Consider the following 22,791-nt stretch of genomic DNA (forward strand, 5'->3'; position numbering starts at 1 on the left):
CTGAAAAAATTATGATACATATATTGCTCGCAATCATTTACGCAGCGTTTATCAGTCTTGGACTGCCGGATGCTCTGTTAGGTTCCGCATGGCCGGCGATGTATCGGGAGCTTTCTGTCCCTGTGTCTTATTCCGGTGCTATTTTTATGATTATTGCAGGCGGGACTATTGTTTCCAGCCTCCAAAGCGACCGGTTGACAAAGATTTTCGGTGCCGGAAAAGTAACGGCATTCAGTGTTTTGATAACAGCAGCGGCACTCTTCGGTTTTTCGGTCAGCCATTCCTATAGTGCACTGTGCCTGTGGGCGATACCATACGGACTCGGTGCCGGAAGTGTTGATGCATCTCTCAACAATTATGTAGCAGTGCATTATGCCAGCAGGCACATGAGCTGGCTGCACTGTATGTGGGGGATAGGCGCCTCAATAGGTCCGTACATTATGGGCGCTGTTCTGACCGGCGGTCAGCCGTGGAATATGGGCTATCGATATATTGCGGTGCTACAAACCTGCTTAACCGCCGTACTACTGGTGAGTCTGCCGCTTTGGAATAAGCAAGCGAAAACAGATGGCACTACGGATGAGGATGTAAAAGCGCCGCCGCTCCCCCTAAGACAGGTGATTGCCATTCCCGGTGCAAAAGAAATTATGCTTACCTTTTTCTGTTACTGTGCTGTGGAGCAAACCGCAAATTTATGGACAAGCAGTTATCTGGTTTTACACAGAGGGCTTCCGGAAAAAGAGGCCGCAGGACTTGCCAGCCTCTTTTTTATCGGTATTACTGCGGGGAGATTTTTGAGCGGATTTTTAACCTTCAAATTAACCGATACGCAGATGATTCGGCTTGGACAAAGCGGCATCGGCGCAGGTGTTGTGCTGCTGTTCCTTTCGTTCGGAAAAACAACGGTACTGCCCCTGCTCGGTTTAGGGCTTATCGGCTTGGGGTGTGCACCGATTTATCCTTCGATTATCCATGCGACACCTGCACAATTCGGAAAAGATAAGTCTCAAGCGATGATCGGGGTCCAGATGGCGTCCGCGTATGCCGGAACCTGTCTGATGCCGCCGATCTTCGGGTTGGTTGCAAATCATATCGGTGTCGCATTGATGCCGCTCTATTTGGCGGTGATTTTAATTGTGATGATCTTTATGCACGAAAAAATGCTCACAAAAACGGCAACTTCTACAGCGTGCAGTTAAAATCCTTGACCAAGATACCGGGCAAGAGACAGCCGCCTACTGCGCGCTCTTCGTAGGTGCTTGTTTCTACAAAGAGTTTCCGTTCTTTGGTGAGTGCAAGGAGATTCGCGCCGAACATATTGTACAGCGATTCATCCCAGCGCATATCCGCAATGGGAGCTGTAATTTTTCCGTTTTCCACCCAGAGGCAGGCAAAGCGGGTCATACCGGTTACGCGGGCAGTTGCTGGATCGCTCCAGTTAAGGTAGTGGAAGTTCGAAATGTAAATGCCGGTTCCCAGTTCTTTGAGCGCATCCGCTTCGGCGAGCGACCCCGCTCCGATAGCTGCGGAACGAAATCCTTCACTTGAATCGGCGCCGTTTGCCTTTGTACCGTACTGTTTTTCCGAGCGGGAACTCACGATGGTATGAATGAGCTTTCCTTTTTCGATAACGGTTAATTTTTCAGGGGCGGATTCTCCTTCGCTGTTAAACGACGGTTCCACACCGATGGAAAAATCCTGCGTCAAATTGAAGGAATCGGCAAAATGCTCCCGCCCTTCTTTTAATGCAAGATAGGCGCTTTCGCCCTGCTGCATTCCCCGCTCTCCGAAGCCGTTCCACGAGAAAAACTCTACGACATCCACCAACGCATCCTCAGCGATAAAAACGCGGTATTTACCCGGCTCGATTTTTTTCGGTTCAAGTGCAAGCACCTGCAAACTCTGCCGCGCATCGGCGATGCGTTTTTCGTATTCAGCCTGCTGCCAGTCACGCCCTGCATACAAGCCTTTTACCGCGCGTCCATTTTTCAGCCAAATCGAATAGTCGAGCGTAAAGGTCTTTGTTTGGAACCAGTGCCGCGCACCGGCCGTATTAGCAGCCCCGCGGCATATCATCCCTTGCGAAAAAAGCCCGGCAAAATCCAAATCCGACACAGGCTCAAGCAGCGTCTTTTCTATTATCTCTTGCGGAAGCAACGCACCGTCATAGATTGTTTCGGAATCGTCACTTGCAGTGGGAATAGACTGATAGGGGTCTTCGGGAAGCTGCGCGATAATACTGCGTGCATTCTCCAACGCTGCGGCAAGCGTTTCCTTATCCTGCTCAAGCTGGCCGCTCAACCCTTGTGCAAAGCGATAGGTTTTCTTGTTTTTGTAGAGGGTAACCGAAACCGCAGCCTGTTTCACAAAACCGTTTTGGCGCACCTTGGCGTGATTCATCCGCAGGAAGTAAGTGTCCTCCGCGTCGTAGCTTAGAGACGCTTGTTCAGTAGGCAACAGCTCATCGAAGAAAAAGTCTGCAAGAGACTCAAAATGCCATTTAAAATCGGAATCCATTTCACACATCATTTCTTGATCACAACTCATTTTCCGCCTCCAAATACTTCAACATCGCTGAATGCACATACGGGACTTGCGTGCCCTACCCGTATCACCTGATTCGGTTCGCCCTTGCCGCAATTCGGGGTGCCGAACACCTCGAAAGTGCTTTCATCGCCGACTGCGCAGAGGCTGTTCCAAAAGTACCGTGAAATGCCGCGGTAGTTCGGGTCGCGGACGGTTTTTGTCAGTTTGCCGTTTTCGATCAGCTTGCCGTACTCGCAGCCGAATTGAAATTTATTGCGATAGTCGTCGATCGACCATGAACGGTTGGAGAACATCAGAATGCCGTTTTCGATTGAGGCGATGATGGAATCGAAGCTGCTCGTTCCCGCTTCGAGGTTGAGGTTTGCCATCCGGTCGATGGGCGGGCGATTCCACGAACAGGCGCGCTGGTTTGCAACGCCCCGGAGTCCCGACCGCTTTTGACTTTCCAAGCTGCCAAGCGCCCGTATCAAAATGCCGTCTTTAATGAGGTATTCTTTTACCGCAGCGTTGCCGATATCGTCCGCCCCGTAGCTTGCCAGCTCCTGCGCGATGGTCGGGTCAAAGGCGACGTTCATCAACGGGGAACCGTAGCGGAAGTTGCCGATATCTTCCGGCGTGATAAAACTGCCGCCCGCATAGTTGCGCTCATCGCCGAGGATGCGGTCTATTTCCAGCGCGTGCCCAACGCTTTCATGAATTTGCAGCATCATCTGGTCGGGCATTAGCACGAGCGTCCGCTTACCGTTGGGGCACGGCTCGGCGGTGAGCAATTCGACGGCTTCCGTGCCCGCCTTGCGTGCCTTTTCAAGCAGCGCCGCAGGGTTGAACAATTCCCGTCCGCCCTGATAAGTTAGTGCAGAACGTCCGTGCACGCTCCGCTGCTGGATAATATCTCCTTCACGTGCAACAGCGTTCATGCTGATGCCGCCGAACCGAACGGTTTGCCGGATGTCGGCGCCGTTGGTAGAAACCATTTCGGTTTCGCAGATACCTGTTTCGCAGGAAGCGGCGGTCTGAATAATCTTTGAAGAAACCTTTGCGGCATCGCAGATACTGCACAAGAGCTCAACCGTTTCGGCGGCGGGAATCCCGCTTAATTTTTCACGCTTTGAGGCATAGCGTACCTGCGCGGCGGGGCGCATCGTTTGGTCAAAACGATGGATGCCGTAGGGCTGCGCAGCCTGTGCCGCCGCAAAAGCCTGCTCCGCTGCACGTTTGATACCGCCGCTACTCAGGTCGGCAGTCGCCGCATAGCTAAACGTTCCCTTGTACAGTACCTCCAGCATAACTCCCTCGTCAGAGCCGCCGGCCGCCTCGTCAAATTTACCGTCGATAGCGGAAAACCCTGTCAGATAGTTGGTAACCCGCCGTAATCCGATCCACTCGGCCTGCGGGACAGCGTCCTTCGCTTCCTTCAAAAGCCGGTGTATATTCACTTTCATAAAAAACTCCTTCGATATTTGTTAAGCAAACACATGGATGATCGGTTGTATTTGTTTAATAGTTTCTTTTGTTTCTGCTTTCATGCTATCAATTTCATACCTATTTTGAATATTCAGCCAAAATTCAGGACTTGTGCTAAAAACCTGCGCGAAGCGCAATGCGGTATCGACTGTAATACCTCTTTTTCCTTTTATGATCCGTCCTATTTGTGTTTGCGAAAGCCCTGTCATTTGCGCAAGTCTATATGCTGTTATATGATACGGCTGCATAAACTCTTCATACAGTATATCGCCTACATGTACCGGTTTTAGTATAACATCCATCAATATGCCTCCTAATGATAATCAACGATATCTACTATAACAACTCGTCCATTGTTCCATTCAAAGCAAATACGCCACTGACTGTTTATTCTAATACTGTACTGACCTTTTCTGTCATGTTTTAAAGCTTCCAAACTATTTGATGGCGGAGATTTTAGATCACTTAACGAAATTGCAGCATCTATGAGAATTAATTTTTGCCGTACTCTTTGCTGTATTTCAGGAGGTAATCGTGTTGACGGCTGCATATTCCATATTTTCAGCGCTTCTTTATCTTGCCAATCAACTATCATAGGGAAATACTATCATTAGCGGTTAGCATCTGTCAACCTGAACCTTTGACAAAACACTCTTGACTTTTAGGGTATTATGGAAGAAAGCCAGTGTAATAAACTCTCTTCAAATTTTAAGGGAGATGGCTTTAGGTGTGGATGGGAAAAATACCGGAGCGCTTCGTTATCAAAATAGATAATTATGAGATTGCTCCGTATAACTTTTCAGTCCGCAAAAACTATAAATGGCAGTGAAAAAGCATTGCAAAAGGACGGGTATCGTAATGAAACGGAAGGAATTATTTTCAATGATTGGTGTAATACTGGTTTCTATAGGAACAGTATTTTTATTTTCGGGGTGTGTAACAGATTTTAACGGTCTCTTTTTTGGCAAAGAAGACACGTCGGTAAATTGGGAGATGACGGCAGTAGATAAAGTCCCTTCATTAAATCAACTGGAAAAATTAAGCAACCTTTCTAAAGAAGCCTCTGCAATATACAGATATGCAGATAGAGCACATGCGGAAGGTAATAAATGGTATAAATTTACGGCACCTGAAAAAGAGAAAGAAGAATATTACGCATATAAAAAAACAAATGGCAATTCTTATATATGGGAAGTATACAAGAAGCGATAAAAAAATCAATGAATCTGTTTGATAATTTTATTGTGCATTTCAAACGGGGTAGACTGACCGGCCTAAAAACAGGAAGAGTATAAAGAGCAAAAAATGCTATGAATACATACAGGAGTATTTGATGAAAAAACTAGGGTTCATACTATGCCTCGCCCTTTTCTATCCGTTTGTCGCCCCGAGACTATCATACGTTTGTCGAAGAGTGCGGAAACGCCTTAGACGTATATACCATACTGCAATATTCGCATTATCATACATTTGCAGAAGAGTGTGGAACCGTCTTAAACTCATATACTATGGTGCAATATTTGTGTGGAAAACATTTAAGCTTTTCGGCTTTAAAAACGGATGCAAATGTGCGAAAGCCGTAATACAAGATATTTACAATTTATGATGATCGAATATTATTCGGAAAGCTCATTTATTGGAGAGTGAAGTATGATCCGACAAGCGTATTTTTATGAAGGCGAAGACCATATCGATGACGAATACATCAAAACAATTGCTAGACGATGTGCAAGCTGTGCAAGAGATTTTGGGTGTTCTTATTGTACCAACTGTCAATTCAATCCAGCTCAATTTGTCGAATTTAATAGAGCAAAGATGCTCCGCACAGCCTTTTATATTAAAAATCAAGAGCGTATTGGATACCATAGTAAGCCCTCTGCTGGGGAACATAGTGAACCTTCTAGTGGTGAAGCTTTTTTAAAATTTCTTGCACTGTGTGCCGGTTTACTTATCATTATTTTAGCAGTTAAGAACAACATTGATACTACTCGATATCCTTATAGTGCACCGGCGAGTACCTATAATAAGCAGGTTCAACCTGTTAAAAAAGGTAAATCAAATACGTCGTTAAAGAATGTGGAACGTGAGGTGCAACGTGTGCTTTATAAGATTCACGATAATATACGAGATGTTAATAGAGATGGTGAGATAAACTGTCAAGATTATTGCTTGTTATTTTGTGATTATTATTCAACTGCTCAAATTGTTTATAACCAGTATATAGGGGATAGCGGACACGTGTTTATTAGAGTTCATACTGATGATGGATGGTTATATATAGAACCTCAAAATACAAATAATTATTATGCACGTAATGCGTGGTATAAAGATATATACCCCACAGTAAAAGAGTATAATAAAATTGTTCCATTGGAGTGGATACAATGAGTAAATAGTATCATACATAGTATGACTATAACAAAGATAGAAATCTCAAAAAGTATACGGAATACTATTTAGAGACGATTTTTGATATCAGGAGGAAATTAAATTATGAGTAAAATAATAGGTTTAATCGCTTGCAGCAGCCGTAAACTAGGACAAGATAATCTTGCTGAAAAATATTTAGCCAAAGATATATACAAAGGTAATACTTTTATAAAGTCAAAAGAAGAAGGACTAAAAAAATATAAGTGCGAAGAATGGTACATTCTATCGGGAAAGTACGGATTATTAGATAAAAACGAACGTATTTCGTATTATAACTTGTATTTAGGAAAACAATCGGCCGAATATAAAAAGAAATGGGCGGAAAATGTATTGAATACATTAAAGTCAAAGTATGATTTAAAAAATGATATATTTTATATTTTTGGCGGCAAATCATACTATGAGCATTTAATACCTCATTTACATTGCATCGTTTTTGCCTATAAAAACAGTAATTGTATTGACTTAAATAAACCGACCGAATATCGAAACGGGGAGGTCTATGATAGTAAAAGCGATAGAATTAAGAGATAAAGAAAATTTACAAAAGATAAAAAAAGCACCGGGATATTATAAATGGTGGGCAAATCGAGCTGAGTTAGATGTGATTTTAAATGAATTGGACATTAAGTTTGATGATATAAAATCCTCAATTGAAACGCAGTCGGATAAGTTTTGTATATATGTCGGTATTGCCGTAAAAGAATCTATTAGAGACAGATTGAATTGGCATATTAACGATACACATACGGAGACCCGCGTAAAATATGGAACATTATCTACCCTTAGACAAAGCATAGCCAGTATAGTTGCGCATGATCAGTATGACAAGAAAGCGACAGATGATTTTATTGATAAATTGGAAGTCGAATATTTTTTTAATGAGCAGCCGATAAAATCTGCTAATGCAAAAAATGAATTGACCGGTATTGAAAAGGTGTTATTACAAGAATATTTAAGAATTTTAAATATTAGAGACAACAACCATCCTTATGCAAAAGAAATAAAAAAAGAGTTAAAACGGCTGAGAAAGATAAGTAAGAATACGATAAGAGATCAAGCAAATTTTCCTGCCGGTAAAGTTTGAATAAAAATGCTATACTTGAGTTTTTTCATTTATTGAAACCAGGAAGGAGCTCATAGAGCAGCTCTTCGGATTTTGTATTATTTCTTTTCCCTATGACTGATGACGCGTTTCTTCAAGATTGATTCAGCAGTATTTGTGCGTTTCTTCAAGATTTCAAGAGTGGTGATAAAAATCCGAATTTCACTCGGCGCCTCCTATTTCTAAGAATGTCCTGTATATTTACAAAAGGCAGATAAGGGGGTATTGTTTATATGCAAAATAATAGGAGCTTCAGATGTTTTATGATAATAATCCGGCAAAAATAAATCGGTTCACCAAACCTCATTTCTTTCAGGGCGGGGATAAAGCCATTTTGTTGATACACGGGTATACAGGCTCTCCGCGGGAAATGCTGTGGCTCGGCACGCAACTGCATAAGGCGGGATACACCGTATCAATTCCGCGTTTGCCGGGGCATGGAACAAACAAAGAGGACTTTATCGCAAGTTCGTGGAAGGATTGGCTGCGGCGCGTGTATGACGAATATCTCAATTTATCCGAAGCATATCAGACGGTATATGTCGGCGGGCTTTCGATGGGCGGCGTGTTGACTGCACTCCTTGCGGCAAAATTTCAGCCTGAAAAAATCTTCCTTTGTGCACCCGCATTTATGGCTGCCGATTCGCGAATCAAACTGACACCGTACTTAAAATATTTTATACAGACCATTCCAACGGAAGGGAAAACATTTTATAAAGAACCCGAATATTATGATTGTGTTAAAGATTATTGCAATTATGATTACGTCGGCAAAGCTGCGGACTTGTACAAGCTGCAGAAGATGGCTATTCGGCAGCTTCCGAATATCCGGTCAAAGGTCATAACGGTTTTATCAAAATCGGATCAGTCGGTACCGTTTAAGGAAAAAGAACTTATCGACCGGCTGCTCAAGGCGCCGAATGAGTATGTCATCTTGGAAGAAAGCAGTCATATTGTTACCGACGATGTCGAGCGTGAACTGGTAGCGCAGCGTATTATCGACTTTTTGAACAGATAACTGATAACGTATTTTGCTCATTTCCGTGAGCTGTTTGTAAATAGCTTATTGAATAGAACTGTCCAAAAGCTTCAGCTTTTGGACAGTCCCTGCTACTGCTTATACCCGCGGACATCCTGTCAGAGTAGGTGTGCCGTATATTTTCAAAAAGAAACTAGGCCTTTCCCACCAAACACATCCACTCCGCTTCCGCAGCGACAGCATCACCGTTATAGATTTTACCGGATTGTTTAATCATTTGGGATGAAACACGCAGGTTTTTTACCTCGATGCGTACCGTATCTCCCGGGCGTACCTGTGCACGGAGCTTTACCTTATCGATAGTCGCCAAAAAGAACAGCGCACCTGTTTCAAACTTGCCCATAGAACTCAGTGCTGCGCCGCCCGCTTGAGCCATTGTTTCTACCAACACGACGCCGGGCACTACCGGATATTCGGGAAAATGTCCTTTAAAAAAGAACTCTTCCGGCTTAAAGGTATACCGGCTTTCGCTGCCTTCATCGTCGGCACGGATAATTTCATCAACAAACAAAAACGGCTTCCGGTGCGGAAGCAAGGCTTCAATATCTTTTGTCATCGTTTTCTCCTTTAGGGTAAACGCATCAGACATTTTTATGGATATCCCGCAGAATAATCGGAGATTGTTCAACCAGAGTTGAACCACTTCGCGGTTCAAATGGTCTCACAATCTCCATTATTCTGCGATTCTTACCTATTTGTCTGATGCGTTTACCCTTCTTCTAAATAAATAGCGCGAAATTTTATCTAAAATTTCGCGCATCTCAAAAGGAAGGCAACCGCTTGAGATATTCCTAATGCGGTTGCCCAATTTTTCCTACTTTACTTTTTTGAATACTAACACGCCGTTGTGGCCGCCGAAACCGAGCGAACCGGATGCGGCGCAATCGATCGTGCAGGAAACGCCTTTTTGCGGCAGGTAATTCAAATCGCACCCTGCCTCCAAATCAGGTTCCGTTAAGTTCACGGTGGGGGGACAGAAGCCTTCTTCAATTGCTTTTACGCAGATAATTGCTTCCAACGCGCCGGCAGCTCCCAAACAGTGTCCAATCATCGACTTTGTTGAAGAGATTTTCAGGTTATATGCATGTTGCCCGAACGCTTTTTTAATCATCGCGGTTTCGGAGGGGTCATTAATCGGGGTTGATGTTCCGTGCGCGTTATAGTACTGCACATCTTCCGGTTTTACCCCTGCGTCTTCCAAGGCCTTCGTCATCGCCAAAGCTCCGTTGACACCGGAAGGATCGGGGCTGGTCAGGTGATATGCGTCGGAGGAACCGCCGTAGCCGGCAAGTTCTGCATATATCTTTGCACCGCGCTTCTTTGCGTGTTCGTATTCTTCAAGAATGAGGATACCTGCGCCTTCCCCCATCACAAAACCCGTTCGCTTTTTATCAAAGGGACAGCAGGCTTTGTGCGGTTCATCATTATAATCCGACGCGAGCGTTTGCAGTACGCTGAATGCATTGATACCGAACCCTGTAATTGCGGCCTCGGTTCCTCCTGCAAGGCACATATCCATTCTACCCGAGCGGATTAAATCGAGGGCATTGCCCAAAGCGTCGGTACTGGAAGCACAGGCGGTCGTAATTGTCCACGAAACGCCATGCAGTCCGAAATGCATACTGACGTTGCCTGCTGCCTCGTTCGGAATGAGCAGCGGAATAGCGAGAGGCGGGATCCGCGAGTGCCCCGCTTCAAAGTATTTTTTGAACGAACTTTCATGGATTTCAAAACCGCCGATGCCGTTTCCAATCATCACGCCGGTACGGGCGCCCTCTATCGTTTCTTTTGAAAGCCCTGCATCCGCTACTGCCTGTACCGCTGCCGCCACTGCAAGCTGCGAAAAGCGTGCCATTTTACGGGCATCCTTTTTATCCATAAATACGGTAGGATCAAACTCTTTACATTCAGCCGCAATTCTTACCCTATCATCTCCTGGGTCATAGTTGACGGTAATCTTCTCGATTCCGCAGCGGCCTGCTTTTATTCCTTCCCATGTTTCCGCAACCGTATTTCCCAAAGCGGAAACAGCCCCAAGACCGGTTATTACAACTCTTCTCATTCTTTTCTCCTTCAATTAGGCGCCCATACCGCCGTCTACGCCGAGTACCTGCGCGGTAATATACACGGATAAATCGGATGCTAAAAAGACAGCCGCATTTGCAACATCAAGCGGCGTTCCTCCGCGCTTTAAGGGAATAGCGGTTTCTATCCAATTCTTCCGCATATCTTCCGGTAATGACGATGTCATATCCGTTTCGATATAGCCGGGCGCAATCGCATTGACCCGTACCCCTCTGCTGCCGATCTCCTTTGCAAGGCTTTTGGTCATACCGATTAAGCCCGCTTTACTTGCCGCATAGTTAACCTGCCCGCCTTGTCCGTGCAGACCGACGATACTAGCCATATTGATAATGGAACCTTCCCGCTTTCGCAACATATCGGAAGAGACAATTTGCGATACCAAAAAGGCTCCCGTCAAATTAACGCGCAGTACAGCGTCCCAGTCCTCCTGCGGCATACGGAAGGATAGCCCGTCCCGCGTAATTCCTGCATTGTTAACCAAAATATGGAATCCACCGGATTGTTTGAGCGCATCCTTCACCGTAGCGGTCAGTTCTTCGGCATTTCCGCAGTCGGCGTATATCTCGTGGAATACGCTATTGTGCTGTGCGGCGAATGCTTCCATTTCCGCCTTTCCTTGAGAGGGCTTTGTGCAGAGCCCCCATACCTCAGCGCCTTCTTCCAGAAACCTGCGGACTATTTCTTTCCCGATTCCGCGTGAAGAACCGGTTACCAATGCTTTTTTTCCTTGTAATAACATATAAACCTCTTATGAACGGCTGGTGTCTATCACAGCCGATAATTGTTCAGCGGTACCGGTGGGGCGGCAGTTTCCTGCACAGCCGCTGTCCCGCCACAGATTGCAGAGCGTCATGCCCGGCCCTATTTCCAACAGTGTAGCCGCATTTGCCAGCGCAGCGATTTCCCGCTCTTCCTCAAGCCAGCGCACAGGATGCGTTAGGTGCAGTACGGCGTTTTTTTTCGCTTCTTCGCCGGTTAAAAGCCGCTTTCCGGTAACATTTGAAAAAATCGGAATAACGGGATCATTGAACGGGACATCCTGCAGCACTGCGGAAAATTCTTCGGCTGCACCGCGCATCAGCGACGAATGGAACGGCCCTGCAACCGCAAGCCGGATAAAGCGTTTTGCTCCCGCTTCCTTGCAGAGTTTTTCTGCAATATCGAGCCCTTCGGCTGTTCCCGATACAACGGTCTGCATCGGACTATTCAAATTTGCCGCAAAGACAATCCCCGTTGCAGGATCGGAATACGGTTTCAAAATTTCGACAATCCGCTCAGGATCAAGTTTGAGTACCGCGGCCATACCGCACCCGCTGCCGGACGCTTTACTCTGCTCATCGAGTTTTTTGCAGTATTTCTGCATGATTTTTCCGCGCAAAGTTACCAGTTTTGTCATCGTTACAAGGTCTAAGACCTTTGCGGCATACAACGCTGAAAATTCACCTAGGCTGAACCCTGCGGCGGCAGCCGGCGTAATACCGTGTTCCTGCAAGACTGTAATAATTGCAGCCTGCATCGCGGTGATTGCAATCTGGCTTCGATCGCTGCGAGCAAGTTCTTCCGGTTCGGTGGTCCACAAGAAAGACGCGATATCCTCTCCCGAAGCTTTGCTCATCTCATCGATGACGGCGCGGGCTGACGGGTATTTCTTACAGATATCTTCAGCCATTCCCTTAAACTGAGAACCCTGTCCCGAAAACAAAAAAATATATTCCATTATTTTCCTTCTATAGATGTATTTATAGTAATCATAAAATTATATTAGACCTTAGAATCTAATGATAGCGCCGCCCCATGTCAGACCTGCGCCGAATCCGGTAATCAGTATGGTCATACCTTCATGTATTTTTCCCTGTTCCATCAGCTCGGTAAGGGTGATGGGGATGGACGCTGCCGAGGTATTCCCGTAGTTTTCAAGATTACGGACAAATTTACCGAAGTCGATTTTAAGCCGTTTGGATGCGGCTTCCAGTATCCGCTCGTTCGCCTGATGGCATACGATTAAATCAAGATCGTCGGCTTTCAAGTGTTCCTTTGCAAGCAGCGTTTTCACCGTTTCGGTAATATGACTGACGGCAAAATCGTATACAGCCCTGCCGTTCATGTGTACGCGTCGGTCGGGCGCAATATAGAGCTTATCAGCCCCCGTTCCATCAGCACCGAGTATAGTAGCACCGATACCCAGTCCGGAAGGCTCAAATGTGTTCTCAAGCAACGCAGCGCCTGCCCCGTCGCCGAATAAGACACACGTAGAACGGTCTGTCCAGTCCATAATACGGCTAAGTACCTCCGCCCCGCACACAAGTGCAAACCGCCAATGGTGCCGTTCCATCATACTTGCCGCCGTGTCCAGCGCGTAGATAAAGCCGGAACACCCTGCCGTTAGGTCAAAGCAAACCGAATGCACTGCTTGCAATTTATTTTGAATAAGGCAGGCATTTGATGGGGAACCCGGGAAATCGGGTGTTGCCGTGCCGCAAATAATCAGGTCGATTTTGTCTGCCGTTACAAGCTCGGAAGTCTTACTGTTTTTAAGCGCTTCCGTACATGCCTGATATGCCAGCGATGCGCTCGTTTCGTCTGCACCGGCAATCCGGCGTGAGCTGATTCCGGTGTGACTCTTGATCCATTCATCCGATGTATCGAGCTCCGGCGGAAAATCGGTATTTTTCATCTCTTTTAAGGGAAGGGCTTTACCCAATCCCTGAATAACAATAGCCATATTTTATCTCCAGTAATAAAATTAAGAAAAAAAACTGAGAACTGTATTTAACGCCACTAGCGTTAGGTATTTAACTACAGCCTATGATACTTTAGTATATTTTTTAATTTCTTGCAAATATACGACGCATCTGCATTGCCAAAAGGCTAGCGGAAAGGTTGTTCTTAACAGTCATAGTCACTTCGCTCATTTGACTTACTCAGCTGAGGGGGAATACTGTCCTATGCATTTTCTACAGCAGACTCGATTTTTCCGTTAGCGAGGATTTTGGGATATACCGTTATTCCCAGTTTTTTTTCGATGCCCTGCAAAATACGCAGCTCGTATTCATCTCCGATAACGATGTTAATGCCTTTTCTCCCTGCCCTTCCGGTACGTCCAGCGCGGTGTATAAAGACATCGGCATCCTTTGAAAGCTGCATCTGTACGATATAGTCAATATCGGCAATATCGAGTCCGCGGGCGGACAAATCGCTGGTAATCAATATCCGCGTTTTACCCGATCTAAACCGTGCGATAATTTGTTTTCGTTCGGAACCTTCAAGTTTACCATATAACGGCACGGCATCGATTTTTTTATATTGCAGCTTTTGCGCGAGGGTTTCGACTTCCTGTGCAGGCGCAGTAAAAATAAGGATTTTTTTTCTGCCGTCCAATGCTGTACTGTCCAATGCATGGATCAGCGCACGCAAGGTATCGGCTTTGCTCCGACGCTCGCTAAAAAGTGCCCAATGTTCAATGGACTTTTGCAGTACACCCGTATTTGCAATCGAAATATGTTCCGGTAATGCAGCAGTTTTCGAACGCCGCAAAAAGTTGTTCAGCAATTCACTGTTTTTTTCGTTAAAAGTTGCCGAACACGCGAGCGCCTGCACATCCTGCGGCAGCGCGGTAAGAACGACTTGCAGTGCATCTCTGCTTTCCCGCGCAAGCTGCCGGTCTGCTTCGTCAATTACTACAGCTTCTATTTCTTGCAGTTTGAGTTTCTTTAGCCCGATTAAATCGGAGATACGCGCCGGTGTTCCGATGATGACGGCAGGTTTTTCTTTTAAGCCGTCTATTTGCCGTTTTAGCGAACTGCCGCCGACACAGAGCAGTGTCTTAAAACATTTCGTATCAGTTCCTTGCAGTTGAGTTGCCGCTTCTTTAATTTGAGATGCAAGTTCTACCGTAGGGCTTAAAATAAGAATACGCGGAGCGGTTGTCTTTTTCTCATCCTGCATCAGCCGAGTTAGAAGCGGCAGCAAAAAAGCAAAGGTTTTACCCGTGCCGGTTTCGGATTCAAAAAAGACGCTTTTACCTTCTAAGGCGAGCGGTATCACTTTTTCTTGAATAGGGGTCGGTTGTATAATCCCGCCGGCGGCAAGTATTTTAACAAAAGGTTTGTACAGCGGCAAATCCAAAAAGTCAGTCATGTGGCAAGGATAGCATATTGTTACGGTAAATGCTATAATCGTGAAAATATCCAGCAGAGCAGTCTCACCGGATGTTTTATATAACCCCGCAGAATAATCGAGGCTATCCAACCAGAACTGAACCTCTTCGAGGTTCAGATGGTCTCACAGCCTCGATTATTCTGCGATTTTGATTTATTTATCCGGTGAGACTGCTCTAAGATACTTAAAAAAGAGGTTTCCTTTGAAAATAGGAATTGATACGCTCGGATGCGATCACGGCAGGTCGGGAATCGGAGCCTACATTCTTTCATTAGTCCATAATTTGCCCAAAACCGAACACAGCATTCAGCTTTTCGGCCACGAATTGGATAAATATACCTATACGTCGGGTGTTGAAGGGGTTAAGTACACCTGCGTTTCCGTCGGAGATTCTGCTTTTGCGGAGCAGACTTGGCATCGCCTTTCTTTTAATATCTTTGCCCGTAAGCAGCAATATGACATTGTTTTATTTCCATCGGGGACAAAACTCCTGCCCATGCGTTTTGAAGTACCGGCAGTGCTTGTTATGCAAAATATCCTTACGGATAATGCTCAAGGATATTTAAAAAACTTATCGTCTTTTGTTTCCAAGTTAACGCTCAAATCCGTCAAGGGAATCATCAGCCCCAGTAACTATATCAAGAACAATCTGCTTAAAAACGGCATTGCGGAAGATAAAATACGGGTTATCCACAACGGAATCGATACCGATCTATTTCACCCGCATAATCTGCAAGCGCAGGAAGCTCTGATGATTAAGCCCTTTGCCATTCGCCGTCCGTATATCATTTATGCGTCGCGGATTATTCATCCCGAAAAGCGGCATGTTGAGCTGATTAATGCTTTTTCCATCTTTAAGCAAAAAACGAAGGCGCCGCATCGGCTGGTAATTGCGGGTGCGGACGGCGAACAGGCGGAACAGGTGCATCAGGCTGTTCTTCGCTCTCCCTTTGCATCGGATATCTTGCTCACCGGATATTTCCCGCACGAGAATCTTCCGCTGCTCTATTCTGCTGCCGACCTCTGTGTGTTTCCTTCTCCCGTCGAAGGAGTCGGCTTGCCCGTAATCGAAGCGATGGCTTGCGGTATTCCGACAGCCTGTGTCCGTGCAGGGGCATTGCCGGAAATTGCAGGCGACTGCACTTGTTATTTTGAACCCGATAAGCCGGAAGAAATTGCCTCAGTCATCGGCAGCCTTATCAACGATAGCGCCGGTGCAAATAAAGAACGGCGACAAAAACTAATCGATGCCGGAATAGAATGGGTAAAGCAATACAGCTGGAAAAAAACAGCCGAAGAAACGCTTGCCTATTTGGAAACAATCAGATAATGAATGATAATCTTGACATATTCAAAGAAAATTCGATATACTTATGATCTATAGCTTTATTTTATGTGCATTGAGAAAAGTGTACTGGAGGAGAATAGTTGGCGGAGAATAAAGGTTTGCGGATTAATGAACAAATCCGTGTCCGCGAGGTTCGTTTAATTGATGATGCAGGGGAGCAAAAGGGCATTGTTTCCACCCTTGAAGCTCTTAGGATGGCTCAAGACGTTAATCTTGACCTCGTTGAAGTGGCTCCGCAAGCGGATCCTCCCGTTTGCAAGATTTTAGATTATGGAAAGTATCGTTTTGAATTGGAAAAAAAGCTCCGTGATTCCAAGAAAAAACAGAAGCTGCAAGTTCTCAAAGAAATTCGTATGCAGCCCAAGATAAATGACCATGATCTATCCTTTAAAGCACGGCATATACAGGATTTTCTTGATGACGGCGATAAAGTAAAAGTAACAATCCGCTTTCGGGGGCGGGAGTTAGCCCATACCGAGCTGGGGCTTGACGTATTAAATAACGTACTGGCAAAACTCGGCGGAGATTTAACGGTAGAAAAACCTCCGGCAATGGAAGGACGCACCATGTCGATGACGCTCGCGCCCAAATCAAAGAAATAATTTACGAGGTGTACTATGCCTAAGATGAAGAGTAAGAGTGCTGCAGCAAAGCGCTTTAAGCTTACCGGCAGCGGTAAAGTGAAGTACAAGCAAATGAATTTGCGCCATATTTTGACCAAGAAAGCCCCGCAACGCAAACGCGATTTGCGCAAGGCTGGAATTTTATCCGAAGCCGACAGCAAAAAGATAAGAAAACAGCTGCTTCCTTACGGCACCAATTAAGTTTTGATTATTTAGGAGAATACAATGCCCAGATCGTTATGTTCAAATAAACGCATTCATAGACGCAAGAAGATTTTAAAGTTAGCAAAAGGATTCCGCGGACGCAGGGGTACAAACTATAAAGCGGCAAAAGATGCCGTTGTAAAAGCCCTTACCCATAGCTTTGAAGCACGTCGCGACCGCAAAGGCGATATGCGCCGTTTGTGGATCAGCAGAATCAATGCCGCCGTCCGTGCGGAAGGAATGAGCTATTCACGCTTTATCAACGGAATGGCAAAAGCGGGTATCACTTTAAACCGCAAAGCCTTATCCAATATGGCCATCGAAGATCCGGCCGCTTTTAAAAGCGTTGTCGAACAGTCAAAAAAAGCATTAGGAGCCTAACGTATGCTAAACCTCGATCAAATTAAACAGCTTGAAGCAAGAGTCTCTAAAGCAATTGAGCTTATGCAGACTCTTAAAGATGAGAACGATTTATTAAAGCTTGAACTGCACGACCGCCAACAGCGAATCGAAGAGTTGGAGAATATAGTTCTTGTCTTTAGAAACGACCAAGCAAAGATCGAGGAAGGCATCATCAATGCGCTCAATCACTTGAGCGCATTTGAAGACACCGTATATCAGGCGGCAAATTCCGCTGCTGCATCTGCCGTACACGAAACAGCTCCGGCAGCAAACGAATATCAGGACGTGCAGTCAACAGCATCAAGTTCTATTGAAACCGCTGCCCCTGAACAACCGTCCGCCGTACATCAAGAAGCTTCAGAAGCTCAATATCCGGCCGCTGCTGCCGAAACGGCACCACAGCTGGCTCCGCAAGAACCGGTAAATCATTCCAATCAACTGGATATTTTTTGACAATGGCCGAACGCAAAGGGCGGCTGCAAATCGATCTGTTAGGTACGTCATTTGCACTTGCAGCAGACCAGCCCGCTGAATATTTGCAAGCCATTTATAATCATTACAAAAAAGTCGTGTCGGAGGTTCAGCAAACCTCCGGCGTTAACGATTCACTGCGTGTTGCAATTATCGCCGGTATCTTGCTTTCGGATGAATTGAGCAAAGAACGGCTCAATCAGCAGGGAACGATTCCGCAAAACGAAACAGAGGTATTAATCGAGCAGTCGGCAAAAAAAATGATTGAAGATATCGATTCGATTATTTATTCGCTCACTCCGTCAAATAATGAGCAAGCATGACCCTCTTTGTCGATGCGGACTCCTGTCCGGTGCGTATCCGCGAAATTATTTGTAAAACGGCAAAGCGGCTGCAAGTTCCGGCAGTGTTTGCCGCTAATCGTCCCATCCCTATTCCGAAAAATTCTTATTGTACCTCGGTTATAACCGAAGCCGAAGATCAAGCAGCAGACATATATATTCTTGCTCATGCTGTGCAGGGCGACATGGTTATTACCCGTGATATTCCGCTTGCGAAACAGCTGGTCGATGCGCACATCAAAGTTATTAACGACCGCGGTATAGTATATACTATCGAAAATATCGGCGAACGCTTATCTATCCGGAATTTTATGTATGAACTATCGGTAAACGGGCTTGCTCCGGAACGGACAAAAGCATTCGGTAAGAAAGAAATTATGGAATTTGCCCAATCGCTTGACCGGGAGACGCAGCGCCTTCTGAAAAACGTTCCTTGATAGCTTTGATTCTCGGTACAATTTCTAAAAAAGCATCGGTAATTTCGGGATCGAATTTTACGCCGCGCAGCCGCCGTATTTCCTCCAAAACTTTCTCTTCAGTCCATTCTTCTTTATACACCCGTTTGCACGAAAGCGCATCGTAGACATCTGCAAGCGCAGTAATGCGTGCGCCAAGCGGTATCTCTTCACCGATAAGCCCCTGTGCAGCGGTATGCGCACTGTTGTATTTTACTATTGCACCGGTCTCCTCAGAGATATGTCCGGGATAGCCGGTTCCGTCCCAGTTCTCGTGGTGCCGCAATGCAATGTCCCTCGACATGGTATCAACCGCCGAATTGCCTGACAAAAACAGCTTTGAACCGCGCCATGTATGGCTCTGCATAATTTGATATTCTTCAGCGGTAAGTTTGCCGGGTTTTTTGAGTATCGAATCCGAAATTCCAATCTTTCCGACATCGTGCAACATAGCGGCGATTTTGAGAGCATCTCGGAATTTTTCCCGTTCATGTCGATGGACATTATGGTTAAACGCCCAACGGTCATAAATTTCTACTGCGTAGTTTGCAACACGGTGTACATGGAGACCTGTCTCCCGCGGATCATGCAGCTCAGCCATCTGCACCATGCGCAGAATCATCTCGCGGGTAAGCGAGGCGTGCATAAGCGTTGCCGCAGCATTTGCCGCAAAATGAGAAAGGAACATTTCATCATCGGAAGTAAATGCGCGGATATTGCCGTGTACATCTAGCGCATTAATCATCTGTAACACACCTAGTACATCACCGGAAACGGCAATTAACGGTATCGTCAGCGTCGATACTGTTTTATAGCCTGTCGCCACATCACTGACAGTACCGAATTTATAATGCTTATCGGGAGAAATGGCATAAACATCAGGTTCATTGATTAGCTGTTTGGTAATCGCAGCAGAACCCGCAATAGTCGTGTCATTGATTGGGAACGAAAAAATATGAAACGGAAGTTTCTCTCCGGGTTTTAATCGCTTTTGCAGCGTTGCATTTTGCGCATAGTGAATAACCAGCTGTTTGCCTTCAACCAGATAAATGGAACCTGCATCGGCATTCAAAGCCTGCCGCGCCTCGGTTAATATCCTTTCCAGTAAAATATCTTTATCGCGAATACTGTATAATCGGGAAGTGGTCTGCATTATATCAAACAGAATTTCTTCCCGTGTCCTGACTGTCGGCATCGTATTCATACTATTTCCTTTCTACATTACAGTTAACAATATGCGGAGACTGATAATATCATCTAAAATGCGATATGACAATACGGACGGACACCCTGTACAGGGCTTCAGCATGAAAAAAGGATCTGAGCTCTAAAATTATCGTCGTAGATGCAAGCGCGCTTGCCCATACTGAGCGTATCCATTTTAGAAAGCATCTTAATTCTATTGTAGACAATTCTTCTGATAATAGCTAGGTTTTCTGCTGCATTCCGGTCAAGAACAGTACAGGCATCATCAGAAAACAACACATCTAAACACCAATGTAAGTTATTTTCTATCGCCCAATGACTGCGTACTCCCTTTGCAAATTGTTTTACATCTGTAAGACTCGTAATAAAATAGCGAATTTCACGGCATTCTTTCCCCTTCCTCGTTACAATGCTTTCGACCATACCGAATGCAGCAAGGTGCTTCCACTCCTTTTTATCTTCAAACCATTCTATGTTGGTATCAAGGCTATATATTCGCCTTTCTATTCTCCCGTGCCCTTTATCAAAGGTCGTATGGACGATCCGAGTCGATGGTGCAGGACTAAGAAAGAAGTCCTTTACCTCCTGCTCCATAAGCGGATGATTTCCTTTAAGAGCCAGAATATAATCATTATCTTTTGCAATCTTTTTCACTATTTCTTTCTGACATAGCATTGCATCAGCGGTTATAATGACGCCTTTGATTTTGAGTATCTGTATCAGCCTTTCAGCGATTGGTATTTCGTTCGTCTTTTCGCTGCTGCATTCCATCTGTCCGATAACGACTCCCAATTCATGGCTATAAGCGTGTAACAGATGCAATGGATCTATGCCGACTTCTTTCAACCCGCTTCCTCTTAGACTTTTTCCATCTAAACTGACATAACTGCCTACTGGAATATCGAGTTCTTCTTCTATCCAGCGAATAAATACACTTTGAAACTGTTTTGGATCTAACATTCCTAGTACTCGCCGTACCGTATCATATGAAGGCAGTCCATTCGGCAGTTTAAGACCGATAACATCTCGCAACCATTGTTCTTTTAGCCGCGCAAACTCTCGAATCCCATAGATGCTTCGTTCTCCGGCACTTACTCCACACATTACTACCATCAGTATTTCACTTATCGAATGCTTTACTTTCCAGTCTTGCCGACTGTCTTCTACTTGTTCAAATAATATCCCTTCCACCATAACGTTACTTTACTATACTTTTCTTTCATGCTGAAGCCCTGCTTTTGAAAATATACAGTGCATCTACTTCGTTGCTGCGCACAAATTAATCCTCAACGTATCAAAGATACGCCTGCGGTTAATTTGTGCTCGCGCCTCGTATCTACACTGTCTATTTTCAAAAGGCTTACGGAAAGACTGGTTTTAACAGATGGCATCTTCTAAAAGTCTAACTGAGTTTTTAGAGATGTCCAGTTACTACTTTCTGATATAATTATTGACGTCATACGGCTTACCCGCATTGTAATCGCGCAGGACAGCTGCGACGGTACCGCTTAGTAACAACAAGCTGATAAGATTCGGGATAACCATAATGCCGTTAAAGAAGTCTACCAGTTCCCATACCAAATCGATTTTCAGCAAGCTGCCTAAGAAGATAAATATTACAACCAGCAGCTTATACGGCATTAATCCTTTTGAACCGAATAGATACCGGATATTGGTTTCACCGAAATAGTACCACCCGATAATCGTGGAGAATGCGAAAAAGAACAAACAGATTGCAATGAAGAGGTAGCCGAAGGTATGTCCGAAGAGATGCTGTGAGAAAGCCTCCTGAACCAACTGAATACCTTTCATTACCGGCTGTCCGTTTTCAAATTTGATAATTCCGGAGCTGAGCACCGTAAAAACAGTAATATTCAAAACAACAAAGGTATCGATAAATACCGCGATAATTCCCAATACACCTTGCTCAACCGGGTTATCGACATTAGCAACCGCGTGAGCATGCGGCGTTGAACCCATACCAGCTTCATTGGAAAAAAGACCGCGGGCAATACCGTAACGAGCGGCACGTCCTATACCGAATCCCAAAGCTCCTCCCCAAACGGAGCGCGGGTTAAAGGCGCCTTTAAAGATCATCGCAAACATTGCCGGAATATTGGACGCATTCATTATAATAACGATGACCCCGACAATAATATAAACAATCGCCATTAACGGAACAACTTTTTCGGTAACGGAAGCAATACGCTTTACACCGCCCATGAAGATAATACCGGCAATAATCGCAAGGCCGATACCGGTTACCCACGTCGGCAGAGAGAACGCATTTAAGAACGCATCGGAAATGGAGTTCGCTTGAACCATATTTCCCATAAAACCGAGTGCAAGGATAATTGCAACGGAAAAGAACGCTGCAAGGAATTTTGAAAAGCCCGTATTCCCCAAACCGCGAGAAATATAATACGCAGGGCCGCCGACGGTTTGCCCCGAATTATCTTTTGTCTTGTATACTTGCGCGATACAGGCTTCGGCAAAGTTCGTCGCCATCCCCGCTAATGCGGCGAGCCACATCCAAAAGATTGCGCCCGGTCCGCCCATAATCAAAGCAGTCATTGCACCGACAAGATTTCCGGTACCGACTTGTGCTGCAATGGCCGTTGCTACGGCTTGGAAAGAACTCATACCGTGCTTTCCCGCTCTTTCTCCCTTTAAAGAGAAATTACTGAACAACCTGCTCCATCCGGCGCCGAACTTTGAAAATTGCACCCCTTTGAGTCGGAGTGTAAAAAACACCCCTGTTCCACAGAGCAAGGGAATAAGGAAGTAGGGACCCCATACAAAACCGTTAATACTTCCAAACACATGAGTAAGATTTTGTAAAAATGCTTCCATACAACAAGCACCTCCAATTAACAATCTTAATATATCGTATCATATATTATCGGCGCCCGC

General features: G+C 45.3%; 26 protein-coding genes. 13 read left to right on the plus strand and 13 right to left on the minus strand.

What is annotated here, in order from left to right; genetic code table 11:
* Positions 1–11: 11 nt before the first annotated feature.
* On the plus strand, positions 12–1,199 hold the full coding sequence (locus tag E4N66_RS11145) for an MFS transporter (RefSeq protein ID WP_253728070.1): 1,188 nt from the start codon (positions 12–14) through the stop codon (positions 1,197–1,199).
* On the opposite strand, the gene E4N66_RS11150 is transcribed toward E4N66_RS11145, so the two are convergent.
* Genes E4N66_RS11150 through E4N66_RS11165 form a run of 4 tightly spaced genes read right to left on the minus strand, consistent with a single transcriptional unit; the run spans position 1,183 to position 4,606 of the window.
* Positions 1,183–2,547 carry a TldD/PmbA family protein gene (locus tag E4N66_RS11150; protein WP_253728071.1) on the minus strand — a complete coding sequence of 455 codons (1,365 nt, stop codon included), beginning with the start codon at positions 2,545–2,547 and terminating at the stop codon, positions 1,183–1,185. The two genes, E4N66_RS11145 and E4N66_RS11150, sit on opposite strands and share 17 nt — an antisense overlap.
* Positions 2,544–3,989, minus strand: coding sequence for a TldD/PmbA family protein (locus tag E4N66_RS11155; RefSeq protein WP_253728072.1), 1,446 nt, complete (start codon positions 3,987–3,989; stop codon positions 2,544–2,546). Before E4N66_RS11155 ends, E4N66_RS11150 begins: the two co-directional genes overlap by 4 nt.
* Before the next feature lie 21 nt (positions 3,990–4,010).
* Positions 4,011–4,313 carry a HigA family addiction module antitoxin gene (locus E4N66_RS11160; protein WP_253728073.1) on the minus strand — a complete coding sequence of 101 codons (303 nt, stop codon included), beginning with the start codon at positions 4,311–4,313 and terminating at the stop codon, positions 4,011–4,013.
* A gap of 11 nt (positions 4,314–4,324) precedes the next feature.
* A complete protein-coding gene (locus tag E4N66_RS11165; RefSeq protein ID WP_206182424.1) occupies positions 4,325–4,606 on the minus strand; it encodes a type II toxin-antitoxin system RelE/ParE family toxin in 282 nt (93 codons plus the stop codon).
* Positions 4,607–4,869: 263 nt separating this feature from the next.
* Between E4N66_RS11165 and E4N66_RS11170 the strand changes: the two genes are divergently transcribed.
* From E4N66_RS11170 to E4N66_RS11190, 5 genes are all read left to right on the plus strand, one after another.
* On the plus strand, positions 4,870–5,223 hold the full coding sequence (locus E4N66_RS11170) for a glycosyltransferase (protein ID WP_162664712.1): 354 nt from the start codon (positions 4,870–4,872) through the stop codon (positions 5,221–5,223).
* A 438-nt stretch (positions 5,224–5,661) separates the two neighbouring features.
* On the plus strand, positions 5,662–6,399 hold the full coding sequence (locus E4N66_RS11175; protein WP_253728074.1) for a hypothetical protein: 738 nt from the start codon (positions 5,662–5,664) through the stop codon (positions 6,397–6,399).
* A 105-nt stretch (positions 6,400–6,504) separates the two neighbouring features.
* A complete protein-coding gene (locus E4N66_RS11180) occupies positions 6,505–6,975 on the plus strand; it encodes a DUF6884 domain-containing protein (RefSeq protein ID WP_253728075.1) in 471 nt (156 codons plus the stop codon).
* Positions 6,944–7,528 (plus strand): GIY-YIG nuclease family protein, encoded by a 585-nt coding sequence (locus tag E4N66_RS11185; RefSeq protein WP_253728076.1) that lies wholly within the window; start codon positions 6,944–6,946, stop codon positions 7,526–7,528. Before E4N66_RS11180 ends, E4N66_RS11185 begins: the two co-directional genes overlap by 32 nt.
* 274 nt (positions 7,529–7,802) lie before the next feature.
* The gene (locus E4N66_RS11190; RefSeq protein ID WP_253728077.1) at positions 7,803–8,564 is read left to right on the plus strand and encodes an alpha/beta hydrolase; all 762 of its coding nucleotides are present in this window, start codon (positions 7,803–7,805) and stop codon (positions 8,562–8,564) included.
* Between the two features lie 154 nt (positions 8,565–8,718).
* On the opposite strand, the gene fabZ is transcribed toward E4N66_RS11190, so the two are convergent.
* The 6 genes from fabZ to E4N66_RS11220 form a co-directional block, all read right to left on the minus strand.
* Positions 8,719–9,141: a 3-hydroxyacyl-ACP dehydratase FabZ gene (gene fabZ / locus E4N66_RS11195; RefSeq protein WP_016522437.1), complete on the minus strand. Its 423-nt coding sequence runs from the start codon at positions 9,139–9,141 to the stop codon at positions 8,719–8,721.
* Between the two features lie 258 nt (positions 9,142–9,399).
* Positions 9,400–10,647, minus strand: a complete 1,248-nt coding sequence (fabF, locus tag E4N66_RS11200; protein WP_253728078.1) for a beta-ketoacyl-ACP synthase II — start codon at positions 10,645–10,647, stop codon at positions 9,400–9,402.
* 15 nt (positions 10,648–10,662) lie between these two features.
* Entirely contained in the window at positions 10,663–11,409 is a 747-nt protein-coding gene (gene fabG, locus E4N66_RS11205; protein ID WP_253728079.1) for a 3-oxoacyl-ACP reductase FabG, read from the minus strand.
* Positions 11,410–11,418: 9 nt separating this feature from the next.
* A complete protein-coding gene (locus tag E4N66_RS11210) occupies positions 11,419–12,387 on the minus strand; it encodes an ACP S-malonyltransferase (protein ID WP_253728080.1) in 969 nt (322 codons plus the stop codon).
* A 51-nt stretch (positions 12,388–12,438) separates the two neighbouring features.
* A complete protein-coding gene (locus E4N66_RS11215; protein ID WP_253728081.1) occupies positions 12,439–13,392 on the minus strand; it encodes a beta-ketoacyl-ACP synthase III in 954 nt (317 codons plus the stop codon).
* Between the two features lie 221 nt (positions 13,393–13,613).
* The gene (locus E4N66_RS11220; RefSeq protein ID WP_253728082.1) at positions 13,614–14,807 is read right to left on the minus strand and encodes a DEAD/DEAH box helicase; all 1,194 of its coding nucleotides are present in this window, start codon (positions 14,805–14,807) and stop codon (positions 13,614–13,616) included.
* Positions 14,808–15,030: 223 nt separating this feature from the next.
* Here E4N66_RS11220 and E4N66_RS11225 point away from each other — a divergent pair, with 223 nt between their 5' ends.
* From E4N66_RS11225 to E4N66_RS11255, 7 genes are all read left to right on the plus strand, one after another.
* Positions 15,031–16,158 (plus strand): glycosyltransferase family 4 protein, encoded by a 1,128-nt coding sequence (locus E4N66_RS11225; RefSeq protein WP_253728083.1) that lies wholly within the window; start codon positions 15,031–15,033, stop codon positions 16,156–16,158.
* Positions 16,159–16,256: 98 nt separating this feature from the next.
* The gene (gene infC / locus E4N66_RS11230) at positions 16,257–16,778 is read left to right on the plus strand and encodes a translation initiation factor IF-3 (protein ID WP_016522923.1); all 522 of its coding nucleotides are present in this window, start codon (positions 16,257–16,259) and stop codon (positions 16,776–16,778) included.
* Between the two features lie 15 nt (positions 16,779–16,793).
* Complete coding sequence (gene rpmI / locus E4N66_RS11235) at positions 16,794–17,000, plus strand: 50S ribosomal protein L35 (RefSeq protein WP_253728084.1); 207 nt, start codon at positions 16,794–16,796, stop codon at positions 16,998–17,000.
* 24 nt (positions 17,001–17,024) lie between these two features.
* On the plus strand, positions 17,025–17,384 hold the full coding sequence (gene rplT, locus E4N66_RS11240; protein WP_044014010.1) for a 50S ribosomal protein L20: 360 nt from the start codon (positions 17,025–17,027) through the stop codon (positions 17,382–17,384).
* Positions 17,385–17,387: 3 nt separating this feature from the next.
* Complete coding sequence (locus E4N66_RS11245; RefSeq protein WP_044014011.1) at positions 17,388–17,858, plus strand: cell division protein ZapB; 471 nt, start codon at positions 17,388–17,390, stop codon at positions 17,856–17,858.
* Positions 17,859–17,860: 2 nt separating this feature from the next.
* Positions 17,861–18,199, plus strand: a complete 339-nt coding sequence (locus E4N66_RS11250) for a cell division protein ZapA (RefSeq protein WP_253728085.1) — start codon at positions 17,861–17,863, stop codon at positions 18,197–18,199.
* Positions 18,196–18,654: a YaiI/YqxD family protein gene (locus tag E4N66_RS11255; RefSeq protein ID WP_044014015.1), complete on the plus strand. Its 459-nt coding sequence runs from the start codon at positions 18,196–18,198 to the stop codon at positions 18,652–18,654. The genes E4N66_RS11250 and E4N66_RS11255 overlap by 4 nt, the downstream gene beginning before the upstream one ends.
* On the opposite strand, the gene E4N66_RS11260 is transcribed toward E4N66_RS11255, so the two are convergent.
* From E4N66_RS11260 to E4N66_RS11270, 3 genes are all read right to left on the minus strand, one after another.
* Complete coding sequence (locus E4N66_RS11260) at positions 18,593–19,876, minus strand: GAF and HD-GYP domain-containing protein (protein ID WP_253728086.1); 1,284 nt, start codon at positions 19,874–19,876, stop codon at positions 18,593–18,595. The genes E4N66_RS11255 and E4N66_RS11260 overlap by 62 nt on opposite strands.
* Before the next feature lie 98 nt (positions 19,877–19,974).
* A complete protein-coding gene (locus tag E4N66_RS11265; RefSeq protein WP_253728087.1) occupies positions 19,975–21,072 on the minus strand; it encodes an ISAs1 family transposase in 1,098 nt (365 codons plus the stop codon).
* A 237-nt stretch (positions 21,073–21,309) separates the two neighbouring features.
* Positions 21,310–22,731: an alanine/glycine:cation symporter family protein gene (locus tag E4N66_RS11270; RefSeq protein WP_253728088.1), complete on the minus strand. Its 1,422-nt coding sequence runs from the start codon at positions 22,729–22,731 to the stop codon at positions 21,310–21,312.
* Between the last annotated feature and the right edge of the window lie 60 nt (positions 22,732–22,791).

The organism is Treponema sp. OMZ 857, from assembly GCF_024181085.1.
Classification (GTDB): Bacteria; Spirochaetota; Spirochaetia; order Treponematales; family Treponemataceae; genus Treponema.

Bases quoted from the DNA above. Each gene is read 5' to 3' on its own strand.
- E4N66_RS11190 (WP_253728077.1), top strand. From the start codon at position 7,803: ATGTTTTATGATAATAATCCGGCAAAAATAAATCGGTTCACCAAACCT.
- E4N66_RS11270 (WP_253728088.1), bottom strand. From the start codon at position 22,731: ATGGAAGCATTTTTACAAAATCTTACTCATGTGTTTGGAAGTATTAAC.
- E4N66_RS11170 (WP_162664712.1), top strand. From the start codon at position 4,870: ATGAAACGGAAGGAATTATTTTCAATGATTGGTGTAATACTGGTTTCT.
- fabG (WP_253728079.1), bottom strand. From the start codon at position 11,409: ATGTTATTACAAGGAAAAAAAGCATTGGTAACCGGTTCTTCACGCGGA.
- E4N66_RS11260 (WP_253728086.1), bottom strand. From the start codon at position 19,876: ATGAATACGATGCCGACAGTCAGGACACGGGAAGAAATTCTGTTTGAT.
- E4N66_RS11265 (WP_253728087.1), bottom strand. From the start codon at position 21,072: ATGGTGGAAGGGATATTATTTGAACAAGTAGAAGACAGTCGGCAAGAC.
- fabZ (WP_016522437.1), bottom strand. From the start codon at position 9,141: ATGACAAAAGATATTGAAGCCTTGCTTCCGCACCGGAAGCCGTTTTTG.
- E4N66_RS11220 (WP_253728082.1), bottom strand. From the start codon at position 14,807: ATGACTGACTTTTTGGATTTGCCGCTGTACAAACCTTTTGTTAAAATA.
- E4N66_RS11160 (WP_253728073.1), bottom strand. From the start codon at position 4,313: ATGGATGTTATACTAAAACCGGTACATGTAGGCGATATACTGTATGAA.
- E4N66_RS11180 (WP_253728075.1), top strand. From the start codon at position 6,505: ATGAGTAAAATAATAGGTTTAATCGCTTGCAGCAGCCGTAAACTAGGA.
- rplT (WP_044014010.1), top strand. From the start codon at position 17,025: ATGCCCAGATCGTTATGTTCAAATAAACGCATTCATAGACGCAAGAAG.
- E4N66_RS11210 (WP_253728080.1), bottom strand. From the start codon at position 12,387: ATGGAATATATTTTTTTGTTTTCGGGACAGGGTTCTCAGTTTAAGGGA.
- E4N66_RS11185 (WP_253728076.1), top strand. From the start codon at position 6,944: ATGATAGTAAAAGCGATAGAATTAAGAGATAAAGAAAATTTACAAAAG.
- E4N66_RS11165 (WP_206182424.1), bottom strand. From the start codon at position 4,606: ATGATAGTTGATTGGCAAGATAAAGAAGCGCTGAAAATATGGAATATG.
- E4N66_RS11155 (WP_253728072.1), bottom strand. From the start codon at position 3,989: ATGAAAGTGAATATACACCGGCTTTTGAAGGAAGCGAAGGACGCTGTC.
- E4N66_RS11245 (WP_044014011.1), top strand. From the start codon at position 17,388: ATGCTAAACCTCGATCAAATTAAACAGCTTGAAGCAAGAGTCTCTAAA.
- E4N66_RS11145 (WP_253728070.1), top strand. From the start codon at position 12: ATGATACATATATTGCTCGCAATCATTTACGCAGCGTTTATCAGTCTT.
- fabF (WP_253728078.1), bottom strand. From the start codon at position 10,647: ATGAGAAGAGTTGTAATAACCGGTCTTGGGGCTGTTTCCGCTTTGGGA.
- E4N66_RS11175 (WP_253728074.1), top strand. From the start codon at position 5,662: ATGATCCGACAAGCGTATTTTTATGAAGGCGAAGACCATATCGATGAC.
- rpmI (WP_253728084.1), top strand. From the start codon at position 16,794: ATGCCTAAGATGAAGAGTAAGAGTGCTGCAGCAAAGCGCTTTAAGCTT.
- E4N66_RS11255 (WP_044014015.1), top strand. From the start codon at position 18,196: ATGACCCTCTTTGTCGATGCGGACTCCTGTCCGGTGCGTATCCGCGAA.
- E4N66_RS11250 (WP_253728085.1), top strand. From the start codon at position 17,861: ATGGCCGAACGCAAAGGGCGGCTGCAAATCGATCTGTTAGGTACGTCA.
- E4N66_RS11215 (WP_253728081.1), bottom strand. From the start codon at position 13,392: ATGGCTATTGTTATTCAGGGATTGGGTAAAGCCCTTCCCTTAAAAGAG.
- E4N66_RS11150 (WP_253728071.1), bottom strand. From the start codon at position 2,547: ATGAGTTGTGATCAAGAAATGATGTGTGAAATGGATTCCGATTTTAAA.